This is a genomic window from Arthrobacter sp. StoSoilB5 (genome assembly GCF_019977235.1).
GTDB lineage: Bacteria > Actinomycetota > Actinomycetes > Actinomycetales > Micrococcaceae > Arthrobacter.
The window spans coordinates 2,079,443-2,094,196 of sequence record NZ_AP024646.1; the positions used below are offsets into that span (position 1 = coordinate 2,079,443).

Consider the following 14,754-nt stretch of genomic DNA (forward strand, 5'->3'; position numbering starts at 1 on the left):
AAGATGATTCATGGAGCAACGTCGATAATCAGGTTGCCGGCCGCGTCAACGGAGGCCGTATCGCCTTCAGGTACGAAAACCGTTGCGTCAGGTTGCTCAATGACGCACGGCCCTGACAGTCGTATCCCGATACTGAGGCTGTGTCTCCGGTAGACGTTCATGGCGACCGTGCGCCCATCGGCGAGCAAAAGCGAACGCGTTTCGTGCCCGGCCGCATCATGGGCAATTTTTTCGACGAATCCTTCAGCCGTCGCCGGTTTCGGCAACACGCCGAGCGCCTTCAGGCGCAGGTTCACGACTTCGACGGGAGCGTCCCGCCTGGCATGCCCGTAGGCGGCCTGATGGGCTTCATGGAAGCGCTCCAGGAGCAGCTGTGGATCGACTTTTCCGTCGCCGTCGATGCCGACGGCCATGATGGCGTCTTTGGGCAGTTCGACCTCAAGTTCGAAGGCCTGGCCGTGATAACGCATATCAACGCTGCGGCTGGTCCTTACATTTTCCGGCGAGATTCCCTGCGCGCGCAGAGCCTTTTCGCTCTGGTCTTCGAGTTCGCGGAATTGTGCATCTGCCAGAGCCTGGTTGAGTTTGTGTACGGGCGTCAGGATCGTCCGAACCTCATCCCGCCGGACATCGGCGTGAAGCAGGCCCTGGGCGCAGAGGGTCCCTGCTCCCTGCGGAACAAGAACTGTCCTGATACCCAGTAATCGAGCTACCTGCGCTGCATGGAGCGGTCCGGCGCCGCCGAACGCAACGAGAGTGAACTTACGTGCGTCATGGCCGCGCTGAACGGAAACAGCCCTGATCGCGTGACGCATATGGTCGTTGGCCACAGCGATGACGCCGTGGGCAGCCTGAGCCAAACCGAGTCCGGTTGGCGTTGCAACTTCTCGTTCGAGGGATTCGATTGCCCCGTCACGGTCGAGACTACGATGCTTGTCAAGGAACGGTGCATCGACGAAGGTGCCCAGGACACAATGGGCGTCGGTTACGGTGGGGCGGGTTCCACCCTTGCCGTAGCACACCGGACCTGGAGTGGCGCCAGCGCTCTCAGGGCCGACCCGAAGGGCGCCGCGTTCGACGGCTGCAATCGATCCACCGCCGGCCCCGACGGTGTGAATGTCAAGCATGGGCAGGTGAACCGGGAAGTTACCGACGTTGCCTCCCACGATTTCGGAGGGACGTCCTCCGATAACGAGGGCCACATCGCAACTGGTTCCGCCCATGTCAAAGGTAATCAGGTTGTTGTATCCCGAAGCGGTCGCTGCGGCCACCGCCCCGACGACTCCGGCGGCAGGTCCGGACAGAAGCGTTGCCGCCGCCAGCCGGCCGGCGTCGTCGATGGACAGGACTCCACCGTTTGACTGCATTACGCTGGGCGCGACCTGCACGCCGAGTGCTTGAAGCTTATTGCGTGTCTTGTTGAGATATTTCCTCATCACAGGCATCACGAAGGCGTTTGTCACGGTGGTGCTCGTACGTTCATATTCGCGGTACTCGGGCCGAACCTCCGATGACAAAACAACGGGAAGGTCCGGGTAGTTCCGCTGGGCAATGGTGGCGATGGCCCGCTCGTGACGGTCGTTAACATAGGAGTGCAAGAGCGTGACGGCTACAACTTCGGCGCCCCGCTCGACCAGCCTTGAAAGCGCGGCCAACACGGCAGCCTCGTCCAGGGGACGGGCCTCGGTGCCGTCAGCGAGCATCCGTTCGGGAACGCCGAGGCGGAGTTTGCGTTGCACCAGTGGCGTCGGTCGCTGATAGTTGATGTCGAAGACGTCGTTGCGGTCCTGGCGGCCAATTTCGAGAACGTCGCGGAAGCCTTCGGTGGTGATGAGCCCGACAGTTGGGCCACGGCGTTCGAGGACGGCGTTCGTGGCTACGGTGGTGCCGTGCGCGAAGCGAATGACTTCCGCTCCGTCCCTGTTGGACTCACGCAGGATCGCCTCGACTGCGTTGCTCACGCCGGTGGAGAAGTCCGGTGGTGTGGATGGTACCTTCCAGGACCAACTCTGACCGGAGTCACGGTCGAACAGCACCACGTCTGTGAAGGTACCGCCAACGTCAACGCCGACGTAGCAGTTGGTTAGTTCAGTCATTTTCAGTGTCTCCTAAGTCAGTGTTTGTTGTGATGGCTTCTGCCAAATGACGCAGGCTCAAAGCTGACTCCAGGGAAGCTACAGCGCCTTCCAGCTCCGAAAACTGCTGGGCACCCAGGACGCTGGATGCAGCCGACCAAGCCTTGTCGGCAAGTTCGTCCCAGGTCAGCGGCCGTTCGGGTTCTCCGCGAGGCAGATCTACCCTCACTTGGAACGTCTGTTGTCCGACCGTCGTCAAGCGGACATCGGCTGGTCGGAGACCCGGTAGCAGGGCATCAAACGCGGGCTCATGAACTACGTCGATCCGCTTGGACAGCAGCTGCACCCGTTTGTCCTGATAGCGTCCATAGGATCGGTTCCGCAGCGATATGTCACCGTGAATGAGCGCTGCGGCGACGGTCAGCTGAAGACTGCTTTCTGCGCCAGCAAGCGTGTGCACCGATGGGCGGTCGCATTCGTCAATTGCCAACTTATAGATGCCAATCCGAATCGATTCGATCTCGTCCGGGTCCAGGATCTGTGCTCGAAGCGAGAGAGCAGCCTCGATGGCGGCGTGGGTGTGCCGACACGAGGGATACAGTTTTGTGTAGGTTTGAAGGATTTTCGGACCGCCCGGATCCAGGCCTAGAAGGTCTGATGTCCGTAACGTGCCGCCGGCCATGGCCGCTGCCATTCCATATTTACCTTCCAGCACGCTCAGGGGCCCGGTCATTCCCTCCCGCGCCAGGATGGCTGCTTCTATCCCGACCCGGGCGGCATTGCCGCCAACGAAGTAAGAGGACATGTCCCCGTACAGGGAATGTTCCATAAGACCACCACTGGCGGACGCAGCCAAGGCCATGGCATTTTCGAGCCACCGTGTGTTCTCGGCATCGAACACCAAGCTGGCGCCCGCAGCGGCTGCTACGGCTCCTACAGTGCCCGATGGATGGAAACCCTGGCTCAAATGTTCGGGGTTAATGGCCGCACCAAGGCGTGCGAACACCTCGTACCCGCCAACGATGGCGCGAAGGAGAGTAGGACCGTCGGCATTCGTAGCTTCCGCGGCCGCGAAAACAGCAGGAATGACAGCTATCCCAGGATGACCATGGGCACGCCGCATACCGTCGTCGCACTGAAGAGCATGCGCCAGCAGACCGTTCAAACCCGCGGCGTCTCCCGGGGTAAAGTGCCCAATCCCACCGAAAATCGAACACCCGGGGGTTCCCAAACGGGCTGGGAACTGCGACGTAGCCTTGCTCCGAATTGCGATCCGACCGACTTCTGTCTGGGTCCCGCCGATGGCCAAAGCGATCAGATCCAGCACGCATTCCCTGGCCCGGATGAGGGCTGGGGATCCGTTTGCCGCCAAAGTCGCTGTTCGTGTGGCGAGATGGGCAAGTTCGGTGACGTGGGGTGTGTGGTTCATTAGATGTTGATGGTGCGTAGGTGTCGGCCGGTTGTCATGAGTGTTTCGTGGGTGTCGGTGACGACGATGGTGTCTTCGATTTGGAGGCCGCCCCAGCCGATTTCGTAGTAGGGGGTTTCGATGCAGAGGGTCATGCCGGGTTCGAGGAGTGTGGTTTCCTGGGCGGTGAGGTTGGGGACGTCGTAGCCTTCGATGCCGATGCCGTGGCCGACGTGGTTGCGTTCGTAGTCGGGGATTCCTGCTGTTCGGGCGGCGTTCATGGCGGCGTGGTAGATGTCTTGGGCGGGGATGCCGGGGCGGATGGCGGCGAGGGCGGCGTCCTGGCCGGCGTGGATGGCGTTGTAGATGCGGGTGTGTTTGGTGGTGGGTTCGCCGAGGATTGCGCAGCGTGAGATGTCGGCGCGGTAGTGCTGGTAGTAGCAGCCGGCGTCGAAGCGGATGATGTCTCCGGCGTTGAGGCGGTAGTTCGATGGGGTGGCGCTGGGCAGGGCGGAGCGTACGCCGGCTCCGAGGACGGTCAGGGCAGGTTCTGCGCCTGCGTCGATGAGTTCGTGCAGGAAGACGCGGGAGAGTTCGATTTCGGTCAGGCCTGGTTTTGCGATGGCGAAGGTGGCTTCGATGGCCTGTTCGGTGCATTGTGCGGCTTTGGTCAGGCGTTCGACTTCCGCGGTGGTCTTGACTGCCCGGATCCGTCGGAAGGTCTGGCTTGCCGGGATGATTTCGCAGTGGGGAAGCAGTGTTTTGAGTTCGGTGAGCAGGGCCGGGGTGATGCCGGACTCGTCGATGCCGATGCGGCTTTTGGCCAGTCCCATTTGTGTGATGGCTTCGGCGAGTGCTTTGGCTGGTCCGTCGTGGTAGGGGGTGTCGAAGAGTTCTTTGAGGTTCTTTTGTTCGGTCATGGCCCAGTCGCCTTCGGCTGGGTTGTCGACGGAGCCTTTGAGGGAGAAGAAGCCGTATCGTGCGACGTTTTTGATCCAGACGTCCTGGGTGGCAACGAGGTCAAGGGACCCGGTTCCGACCACGAGCCAGGAGTTTTCTTCCAGGGCTTCGCGTGAGAGGGCGGCGTAGACCTGGGGTCCTCGGCGAAGCCATTGTGAGAGGGCCCAGAAATTGCTGGCGTAGGTGACGTTCTGGGCCTCTGTGGCAATCAGAGCGTCGATTCCGATTTCTTCCATGATGCTCAGGGCCCGTGCTTTGTTCAGCAGTCGGTCCGCTACTTTAATGGCCATTATTCTTCATTGCTCCTGTTATTTGTGTGGTTTGGTTGGGGTTTTCTAGGCCGAGAGCAGCAGTAGCTGGTCCGGGATGGTGTTCAGGAAGCTTTGCCAGCTTCCGTCGAGGGTTGCCGGGGGCGTGTTCTGGCGGCTGGTGGCGTCTTTGATGCCGCTGGAGGTTGAGATCAGTACGGGGTGTTCGCCCAGGTCCAGTCCGCTGGCTTCGGCTTGGGCGAGCCCGGCGAAAGAGGTTGCCGATGCGTTTTCAACGTAGAAGCCGTGCCTGGCGAGTTCGTGGTGTGCGGTGAGGATGTCCGTTTCGCTGACAGCCAGGGCGTGGCCTTGTGATTCCTGGATGCTCATGAGGGCATGAAGGCTGGTGACCTTGACGTTGATGGAACTGGCCAGGCTCTTGCCGCCTTGAACGGGGGCCGGGTCGGTTAGTTGTTGGGCGAGGCTGTTGTGCAGCGGGGCCGAAACTGCCGGCTCAACGCTGATCATCCTGGGAAGGGTTCCTATCGTCCCGGCGGTGTGCATCTCTTTGAAGCCGCGCCAGATTCCGCATAGGGCTTCGGCGTATCCGGTGGGCACGATCACCGAGGTCGGGGCTTTCCAGCCGAGTTGTTCGGCGAGTTCGAAAGCGATCGTTTTGTAGCCTTCGACGGCGACAGGGTTACCGGTGGCCGGGGCTGTGAAGTTCGAGAACGGGTACCACCCCAGTTCGTGGACCGATCGTTCCACCAGGTCCCAGCGGCGGTCCCCGGGCACGATGACCAGATGCGCTCCGTACGCCGTGACGGCGGACCTGACCGGCGCCGGCATTCCCTCGTGGGTGATGACCACGCAGGGCAGGCCGGCCCTGGCGGCGTAAGCGGCCGCGGACAGGGCATGGTTGCCGCTGGAGGAAACGACCGTTACCTTGGCGCCAGTGGAGGCTGCGTGGGATGCAGCCACGGCGCAGAGCCGGTCTTTATGGGACCACGTCGGGTTCTGGGACTCGTCCTTGAGGTAAACCTTGCGCCCGGCACGGTCGATAACAAGCAGCGGCGTGTTGCCCTCACCGAGGGTGACTTCGTGGCCGCGGGCCAGCGGGGGAAGACTGGCCCGCCACCGCCAGATCCCGCCACGCCGGTCATCGGGCACGGGCGGGACGAAGGCTGGGTACTGGTCCTCGTCGAGCTCGTAGTTGGCCCGGAATCCGTCTCGCCGGCAGGCCGGGCAGCCCTCAAAGATACCGTTGCCGGCGGCGTCCGCCGAGCAACGCACACACCGGATGTGAAGGGAAGGTGCAGGACGTGCGTCCGTTTCGGGTGCACTGCTGGATCGGGTTTTCAAAGTACTTTCCTCAGGTCGTGGTTGTCTTGCCGGATGAAGGCGCTGCTGAGCTCGGCGGCGCAGTGGATCACGTCGTGGGTCATTTCCTGCAGTTCGGTGGCGCTGACCAAACCGATCGCGAAGCCGTTACTGACCGCGGCCACCGGGCGTCCCAAGGGGCCAAGTACCGGGGCGGCGATGGAACCGACCATCTCGTAGTGTTCCCCGCTGTTCATTGCATACCCGGCCTCCCGGGCACGTTCCAGGCGGGCCATGATCGCCTCAACATCGGTGACAGTGTTTGGTGAGAGACGCTCCAACGGCTCACGCGAGAGCAACTCCCGGGCTTCCTCCGGCGGCATGTGTGCCAGCAGGATCGTGCCCATCGCGGTGGTATGGGCATAGGTCCGGGTCCCAGGGGTCGCCCGGATCTGAATCGGGCCAGGAGCCTCCACAGCGGAGAGGTACGTGATGTGCCGGCCATGCAGCACACCCAGATACACCGTGTGCGCCGTCCGCGCAGCCAACGCACGCATCGGCCCCATCGCAGCTTCCTCCAACGCCCGGTGCAACGGATACAGACTGCCCACCTCGAACGCATGCAACCCGATCCGGTACCTCCCATCCGCCTCCCGCTCCAGGAACCCCGCAGCAGCCAACGTCTGGGCAATCCGGAACACCACCGTCTTACCCAACCCCAACCGCCGCGCCATCTCCGCCGCCCCCAGACTCGGCGTACCAGGCCCAAAACAATCCAACACACTCACAGCCCGCTCCACCGACTGCAAAGAACCCCTCCGCGCCCCCTCCATGGCCACACCTGTTCCTTTCAGCGGATTATCATTTCGTATTTCGGTACTAGGTTGCGTGTATGGCGACGCGTTGTCAACCATCTCCCGGGATGCCGCTTCCGCGCCATGCGGTTCTTATCACGCGCCTTGGGTGCGGATTCTTCGTCATCTCCTCCGCACTTGATGCAATCTATTGACGTCGACGCAGCATAGGGTGACACTACTCACATCGTCCGTTGCGCGCATAGCCGTGCCGATAATCGAAACAAGGTGAATGAGTTGACCGTTCAAGGCAAAGCTGTTGACCGTAGGAACTTCCTGAAGGGCGTGGTCCTTACAGCGGCCTTGCCGCTGACCGTCTCGGCCTGTTCGTCCCCGTCAAAGTCGACGGGGAGCGGGGAAGTCAAGTTTGTGCTGTGGGACTACCAGCCGGATACATCCAAGGGCCTCGTGGCCGGATTTCAGAAGCAGGCCCAGGGCGTCACCGTAACTACTCAAATCGAGCCGTACGCCCAGTACCCGACGTCGGTCCAATTCATGCAAACGGGAAAGCAGCCCTTCGATGTGTTGTACATGCAGGACGAGCGACTGGCACAGTGGTCCAGTTGGATGGAGCCCATCGAAGGCTATGATGGCGCCAGCGCGCTCATTGCGAAGCTCAGCCCCGCAGCGAAACAGGCCCTGACCCACAACGGAAAGGTCTATGGCCTTCCTTACTTTCTCGGTTTCGTTGCTTTCACGTACAACGACCTCATGCTGGCCAAAGCCGGCATCCCTAAGCCCGCATCAACGTGGGACGAACTCCTTACCCACGCCAAGCAACTGAAGAGCCAAGGAATTTCACAGTATCCATTGGTCTTCCCTGGGGGACTCGGCTCATCTCAGATCTCCTACATCTTCTACAGCATGCTTGCCTCGAGGGCAGGTTCGCTTTTGGACGACAAGGGAAAGCTGACCAAGGAAGCCAAAGCCTCCATGCAATGGCTTGTTGATGCCCAAAAGGCCGGAGTCCTCCATCCATCCATCCTTCAACTGGACTACCAGACGGCACCGAAGGCCTTCATGACCGGAGAGCACGCTTTCATGCTCGCACTCTCGAATGCTTCCGGACCGGCCTTCGCGAATGACCCGAAGGCGTCCAAGGTTGCCGGACATGCAAAGCTGGCGCTGATGCCCGGCAACGGGGCAACAATCTCGTGGACCCGGGGCATTGGTATGAACAGCGCGTCGACGAACAAGGAGCAGGCGTGGGAACTCATCAAGTACTTGGGTGGGACTGACAAGAACGGTGAGTACGTCGCAGCAGAAACCTGGATGGAAAAGGCCGGTCTGCCGTACGGATACAACGACGAGAAACTGGCCAACTCAAGCCAAGTCACCAGCACCCTGAAGGTGTGGACCGACCCCAGCCTCTGGAACGACCAGCTTCAGAAAGGGATCCACCTGTCTGCGGTGACCCCGTTCAGCAAGTCAGGCTTTCCCCAGTTGGATGACAAGATCCAGCGCACACTCCAAGATGTCATTTCAGGCAACACCTCGATTGACGCGGCCGCAACGACCCTCGAGGACACGGCCAAGAGTCTTGGAGCCTGACGATGGGGACAGTCCTGCAGCCCACGCCTTCACTGAAGGGTCGGATACCGAAATGAGCAAAGACACCGCCCGGAAGGTAACGGCTCTCAGAAATAACGCGGCACTCTACTGGTTGTCAGCACCGGCCGTTCTCCTCCTTGCCGCCACCCTGATCGCACCCATGGTGATGGCCGTTAACTCCAGCCTTCACGCTGGAAAGACAGGAAGCCTTGCGGATCTGGGGGAGTGGATTGGTTTTGCCAATTACCAAAGCCTGTTCAGTGACCCTGCTCTGCGGGCATCCCTCGTGGTGACAGTATTCTTTTGTCTGGGAACTGTCGTACTCACCAGCGTCGGTGGATACTGCATAGCACTCGTCCTTGTACGTAAGAGTGTGGCTTCGACTCTGGTTCTGATCCTTGTCATGGTTGGCTGGGCCATGCCGTTGATCGTCAACGGGCTTCTGTGGCGTCTGATTTACGACCCCGTTCAAAGCCCGATCAATTCATTCTTCAACCACCTCGGCGTCACACTCCCGGACGCAATGGCAAACCCCCTGGGCACGCCCACAGGTGCTCTGATCGGCACGATCGTTGCCTACGCGTGGAAAATGATCCCGTTCACAGCAATCCTCTTGTTTGGTGCCCTTCAGGAGCGATCTCCGGAGATTTACGCGGCAGCCAAACTGGACGGGGCGAACATATGGCAGACCTTCAGGCATTTGACTCTTCCCTTGACAAGACCGGTGCTATTGATCGTGGTGACCCTAAGCACCATTTGGTCACTGCGTGAGTTCGACACCATCTATGTCCTAACCAAGGGAGGGCCCGGTTCTGCCACAACGACACTGAACTGGTTCGCTTATACACAGACATTCGAGTACGGAAGCGTCGGCCTCGGCACAGCATTGGCTGTTCTCCTGGGAGGCCTCGCCGTTGTGATCACGGCCATTTACACGCTCGTGCTGGGCGAGAAGGACTGACTAATGAACGTGCAAACCAAGTCCGCACCACCGGAACAGGACATTTTCTTGTCAGCAGTGTCGATGCCGCGAAAGGACCGGCCAAGATATTCACCGGGCGAGCGGCTGCTCTACGTCCTCGGAGTAGCGTTCTCCGTTATCGTCCTCGGTGTGCCGGTGCTCATTCTTCTTCTCGTGAGTATTTCTGCGGCGGGAGGATGGACGTTCGCCAACTACGCGGTGCTCCTGGGTCTGGAAACCAGCGAGGATTCTTACAACACCGCTGTACAGTATTTTGGCCACGGCCTGGTCAACAGCCTACTGGTGGCGACCGTTGCAACGGTTGTGGTCGTGACCGCTTCCGTCCCCTTGGCGTACGTGCTGGGGCGCGTTGTTTCTCCGCGCGTCATGAATATCAGTGTTATGGGCTTGATAGCCCTGAGGGTGCTGCCTCCGATGACTTTGATGATTCCTATCTATGTTGTGGCGACCACAAATGGACTAACCAACAGCCGCATCCTCACAGGCATTCTTTACGCTGCTTTCGAAATGCCCTACGTCATTTGGATCATGGCAGGATTCTTCCACCGCTTGCCTGCGGAACTGGAGGAAGCCGCGTTGCTTGACGGCTGTACGAAACTGGGTGCGCTGCGGCGCGTCCTCCTGCCCTTGGCTGTCCCGGGCCTGTTCGCGTCTGCCCTCTTTACTTTTGTCTATGTCTGGAGCGACATGTTCATTTCCTTGCTGATGCTCGCCTCCCCAGACAGCCGAACGTTGCCGGTCCTGCTATCCAGCTTCGTCTCGGGCATTCAGTCGACCCCGTACGGGCTCGTTATGGCCTCGGGTGTCATTGCGGTGCTCATCCCGGCTGCCCTTGCCGTAGCCCTTCGTCGCCTTGTGGTCGGTGGGCTGGCACTGGAAGGACAACGCTGATGACCGACCTCCAATCAGAACACACAGAGGCACAACAGTGGCCGTCGCAGACTCTGGAGATAGCCTCCTGGATAATCCACGCCTCATCCCGTGACGCCGATCCGGACGCGTACGCAAGCGCACAGGTCTCCGTCACAGACTTCCTTGGTTGCGCGGTTTCGGGCTCTGAAACTACCGAGGCCAAGTTGATAGGGGACACCGTCTGCTCACCCGGCCGCGTTCCAGCGCTCGGCCAGTCCGGGCTGAAACTGCACCCTGCGTCCGCAGCCTATCTGCACGCCTGGCAGGCGCATGCATACGAGATGGACGATGGAGACTGGGACACATGGGGGCATCTGGGATCGCCAACCATTGCCGCAGCGCTCTCCGCAGGATGGCACTCCTCTGCCACATTGTCTGACTTGACCGACGCGGTATCCATTGCCTTTTCGTTTGGAATGGCTCTGGGGCGAGCTATTAATCCGGTCCATTACGCACGCGGCTTTTGCACAACAGGAACGATTGGCACCCTTACCGCAGCAGCCGCCGCGTCCCGCCTCCTGGGCCTCAATGAAGTATCCACCGCCCACGCGCTGGACTTCGCAGTAGCCCAGGCATCAGGGGTTCGACAGTTCGCCGTCAGCGGCAGCAGTTCGTGCCTCATTATCCCTGCAAACGCTGCACGCACAGGCTTTGAAGCCGCGATTCTCGCGGCAAACGGTCTCCTTGGCGGCCGGTATGCCATTGAAGGAGAACTCGGGTTCCTTCAGGTATTTGGAAACCAGGTCAGTGGCCTGTCAGTACCAGCTGAGCCAGGGCATCACGTCCCCCGGATCTACTTCAAACCGCATAGCTGCTGTGGGAATGCAATTGGCCCGATCCACACCTTCGCCGAGGCCTGGCGGAGTCTAGGAAAGACCGAACTTGAACGCATCCATTTCGAACTTCCCAAAGAAGTAGCACGCAACGTGGACCATCAGACGCCTCGGAGTGAACTTGAACAACATCTGAGCCTGCAGCTGGCAGTGGCCATGCATCTCACCAATGGCGGGATCGGTGCTCGGGACCTGATCAATCTTCACATTACCGACGACGTGCGGAAGACGATGGGAACTGTGGAAATTTCTGTTCTGAGCTCGGACCAAGGCGAGGGACTTATTGAAGGCAACATCGGATACGTCTCGCTGTGCGCGACCGATGGACGTTCCATAAGACGGACCGTGTCGGCTCTAGGACCTCAAATTGGTCAGACAGAAATAACCAAGAAGTTCGAAGAATTGGTGGAACCGTCGCTGGGAAGTAGCGGCACGGCAGGCATTCTCGCCCTGCTTTCGAACGACTCCACATCCATACGCGATCTGCTTCAGGCCGGACACGGTCCGAGGTCACTCACCTCATAGGATCCGGTTCGTTTTATCTCCTCGGTTGGTGTCAGGGCAACGGTTTCGCGTTTCGCCCGGGACGTGGGCCCTGCCTTGACACTGACGAGGCTTTTCCCCGGTCTCCCACGCACTCGCATGCGGCGCCATTGGGCGCCGGTGACAGCATGGCTAAAGGCGCCTTGCCCGTTGATAGACAGTTATAACTAATTATCCTTGGAGGATATGTTCGTATGCCAACAATCACAGTGTCAGTTGGAGATCTGGAGTTGACGGCATCCGCCGCGCTCCAACGTCATGGCGCGACCAAAAGCGCAGCGGTCGAGGTCGCCAAAGCCCTTCGACGGGCAGAACAATACGGAGATTCACATTGTGGACTGCGACATCTGGAGCTCGACTGCGCCCAGCTTGCCAGCGGAAGAGTGGACGGGAGGGCAAAGCCATCGGCCCATCGTGTTAAACCAGGCCTCATTCGCGCTGACGCAAACAACGGATTCTCCCAGCCAGCTTTTGCGCTCGGCTTCCCAGACGCGCTCCTGGCAGCGGAATCGCACGGCGTCGCTGTTTTGGCCATCAGTAATGCTTACACATGTGGTGCACTCGGATACTTCCCTGAACTGATAGCCGAGCGTGGGTACGTCGGCGTTGCCTTCACTAACGCCTCAGCCAGCGTCGTTCCTCCGGGCGGAACAAAGCCCGTCCTGGGAACAAACCCAATCGCTATGTCAGTCCCGGACGGTAGAGGCGGTATAGCATTCCAGTTCGACCAATGCACCAGTTCGGCCAACCTACGCCATATCAGGGAAGCCGCCAGGACCTCCAGCCCAATACCGGAGGGCTGGGCCGTATCCCCAAAGGGCGAGCCCACCACCAGCGCATCGGAGGCACTTGCGGGAGGCTTGCTGCCTTTTGGAGGCCCAAAGGGTTTTAGCATCGGTTTAATGGTCGAAATTCTGGCTTCATTCTTCACCGACTCTGCCATGTCGCTCCACACCTCCAACTTGCAAGCTACCGTTGGCCCCCCTCACGGGTTGGGAATTTTCTGCCTGCTGCTCGATCCAACAGCGATTGCAGGGGATGCGTTCGAAAGGAAGCTTGATATTTTGCAGACAGCAGTACAAGCCCAACCTGGCACCCGGCTGCCTGGCACCGGGAAGTCAAAGCAAAGCCGCGTAGCCGTCAATAGCCTTCTTTGGGAGCGTGCTCAAATATTGGCTGGCGCCTGACACGAAGCCGCCCGCGGGCGGTCAGCGCAGGCAACGCCCTGACGCAAAACTTCAGTCTCACACACAGCTCAGAGTGCCCGACGACGCCGGCAAGAAGGCAAGAGCGCAATTGCCACCTAATGTGTCGGGTTTCTTTGCGCGGAAGATGGGTCGCCGCTGTTGAAACGTTAGAACCTCAGGCGTCATGCGGTTCACGACGGTGGCGAAGAACCAAGATTTGATTGTCACTGGTTCGGGTTCCTAGGCCTTGGCTTGTGGCGAAGGTGTTAGCCAACTCCAGGTTTCCAGCTCGCTTCGATGATCAATCCGAGCTGAGAGTTGGCGACGCCAGAGCCGGTGTGACAACGACGACGGTCCGGGCGGAGGAGTATCCGCCCGGACCGATGCTTTTGATCTTGGTTGGCGAATGGACCGATCTCTGGCTGGCCGGCATCCAAGAGTTCAAGGCCGCACTGGTTTGGGCCATTCTCTTGGCGGTGAAATCAGGGGGCCTTGTCCGGACCTGCGGTCAGCCGCCGTTCCGGAAACGTTGTGACTAGTCCGTTTCTGGGCATGTGCAATAGCTGCAGTTCGGAGGGCAATCTTCCTGGCTTGCAAGCTCCTCCACTGCCGAAGAATCCACCGTGCCTGCAAACGAAGGGTTCGGTTGGCGGTCGAACGATGGGACGTGAGGAGCCAGTGCGAGCCCGGCCACATGGACCTCGTTGGTGGGCGCCGTTGCCACTTGGGCCTCGGCGGTCATGCTGGCACCACCCGTTCCTCGAGACCGTTGTATTCGCTCAGCGGGCGGATGAGTGAATTGGAAGCAATCTGCTCCATGATGTGTGCGGTCCAGCCGGTGCTGCGACTAGCTATGAAGATTGGTGTGAAGGTTGGGGTGTCGAAGCCCATGAGGTGGTAGGTGGGCCCGGTGGGGTAGTCGAGATTGGGCTTGATGGCCTTGGCCTCGTCCATGGCCTGCTCCAGGCCGTTGTAGAGTCCCAACAGTTCCGGCCGACCGTAGTGCGCGATCATCTTGTCCAGGGCAGCCTTCATGGTGGGGACTCGCGAATCGCCGTGTTTGTAGACGCGGTGCCCGAAGCCCATGACCTTCTTCTTGTGCGCCAGCGCCTCTTCCATCCAGGTGCGGGCCCGAGCGGCGGCGTCCTCCAGGGACTCCTCAGTGCGGATGCCGATTTCGTCGAAGGTGTGCATGACGGCCTCGTTGGCCCCGCCGTGCAAGGGGCCCTTCAGCGCTCCAATGGCCGCTGTCACGGCCGAGTGCAGGTCCGAGAGAGTCGAGGTAACTACCCGGGCCGTGAACGTTGAGGCGTTGAAGGAGTGCTCGGCGTACAGGATCATCGAGACGTTGAACGCCTCAACCACCTCATCGACGGGTTCTTCTCCGAAGGTCATCCACAGGAAGTTCGCGGAGTAATCCAGGTCCTGCCGTGGCTCGATGACGTCCTGGCCGCGACGCCGGCGCTGGTCGTACGCCACGATGGCGGGCATGACGGCCCACAGGTCGATTGCCTTCTTCATGTTCGCTTCGGGGGACGAGTCCTCCGCCAATTCGTCCCGTGCCCCGACCACCGAAACAGCCGTCCGGCACACATCCATGGGGTGGGCTGTTAGAGGGAGTCCATCGATGGCATCCTTGACAATCGGGATCAGCGCTCTGCCCGCCCGCTCGCGGGCGGTGAACTCTGCCAGTTGTTCCTCGTCGGGAAGTTCGCCGTTCCACAGCAGGTAGGCGACCTCTTCGAAGCTGCATTTGGCTGCCAGTTCCTGGACGGGGTATCCGCGGTATAGCAGGGAGTTGGTGTCCGGGTTGACCTTGGAAACGGCGGTGTAGTCCGCCACGACCCCGGCGAGGCCCTGACGGATCTCAGGTGTGTGCAG

Annotated in this window: 11 protein-coding genes; 5 read left to right on the plus strand and 6 right to left on the minus strand. The window is 60.3% G+C overall.

What is annotated here, in order from left to right:
- Positions 1-8: 8 nt before the first annotated feature.
- From LDN75_RS09465 to LDN75_RS09485, 5 genes are read right to left on the minus strand one after another with little or no spacing between them, the layout of a single operon-like run.
- Entirely contained in the window at positions 9-2,096 is a 2,088-nt protein-coding gene (locus LDN75_RS09465) for a hydantoinase/oxoprolinase family protein (protein WP_223937040.1), read from the minus strand.
- Complete coding sequence (locus LDN75_RS09470) at positions 2,089-3,504, minus strand: MmgE/PrpD family protein (protein WP_223937041.1); 1,416 nt, start codon at positions 3,502-3,504, stop codon at positions 2,089-2,091. Before LDN75_RS09470 ends, LDN75_RS09465 begins: the two co-directional genes overlap by 8 nt.
- A complete protein-coding gene (locus tag LDN75_RS09475) occupies positions 3,504-4,733 on the minus strand; it encodes a Xaa-Pro peptidase family protein (protein WP_223937036.1) in 1,230 nt (409 codons plus the stop codon). The genes LDN75_RS09470 and LDN75_RS09475 overlap by 1 nt, the downstream gene beginning before the upstream one ends.
- Before the next feature lie 45 nt (positions 4,734-4,778).
- A complete protein-coding gene (locus LDN75_RS09480) occupies positions 4,779-6,053 on the minus strand; it encodes a pyridoxal-phosphate dependent enzyme (protein ID WP_223937035.1) in 1,275 nt (424 codons plus the stop codon).
- Positions 6,050-6,799, minus strand: a complete 750-nt coding sequence (locus LDN75_RS09485; RefSeq protein ID WP_263422355.1) for an IclR family transcriptional regulator — start codon at positions 6,797-6,799, stop codon at positions 6,050-6,052. Before LDN75_RS09485 ends, LDN75_RS09480 begins: the two co-directional genes overlap by 4 nt.
- A 303-nt stretch (positions 6,800-7,102) precedes the next feature.
- Between LDN75_RS09485 and LDN75_RS09490 the strand changes: the two genes are divergently transcribed.
- The 5 genes from LDN75_RS09490 (at position 7,103) to LDN75_RS09510 (ending at position 12,873) form a co-directional block, all read left to right on the plus strand.
- Positions 7,103-8,416: an extracellular solute-binding protein gene (locus LDN75_RS09490; protein ID WP_223937042.1), complete on the plus strand. Its 1,314-nt coding sequence runs from the start codon at positions 7,103-7,105 to the stop codon at positions 8,414-8,416.
- Positions 8,417-8,468: 52 nt separating this feature from the next.
- Positions 8,469-9,377 carry a sugar ABC transporter permease gene (locus tag LDN75_RS09495; RefSeq protein ID WP_223937043.1) on the plus strand — a complete coding sequence of 303 codons (909 nt, stop codon included), beginning with the start codon at positions 8,469-8,471 and terminating at the stop codon, positions 9,375-9,377.
- Positions 9,378-9,380: 3 nt separating this feature from the next.
- Positions 9,381-10,289, plus strand: a complete 909-nt coding sequence (locus tag LDN75_RS09500; RefSeq protein WP_223937044.1) for a carbohydrate ABC transporter permease — start codon at positions 9,381-9,383, stop codon at positions 10,287-10,289.
- On the plus strand, positions 10,289-11,668 hold the full coding sequence (locus LDN75_RS09505) for an MmgE/PrpD family protein (protein ID WP_223937045.1): 1,380 nt from the start codon (positions 10,289-10,291) through the stop codon (positions 11,666-11,668). The genes LDN75_RS09500 and LDN75_RS09505 overlap by 1 nt, the downstream gene beginning before the upstream one ends.
- 212 nt (positions 11,669-11,880) lie before the next feature.
- A complete protein-coding gene (locus LDN75_RS09510; protein WP_223937046.1) occupies positions 11,881-12,873 on the plus strand; it encodes an Ldh family oxidoreductase in 993 nt (330 codons plus the stop codon).
- A gap of 738 nt (positions 12,874-13,611) precedes the next feature.
- Here LDN75_RS09510 and LDN75_RS09515 read toward each other — a convergent pair.
- Positions 13,612-14,754: a bifunctional 2-methylcitrate synthase/citrate synthase gene (locus LDN75_RS09515; protein ID WP_223937538.1), complete on the minus strand. Its 1,143-nt coding sequence runs from the start codon at positions 14,752-14,754 to the stop codon at positions 13,612-13,614.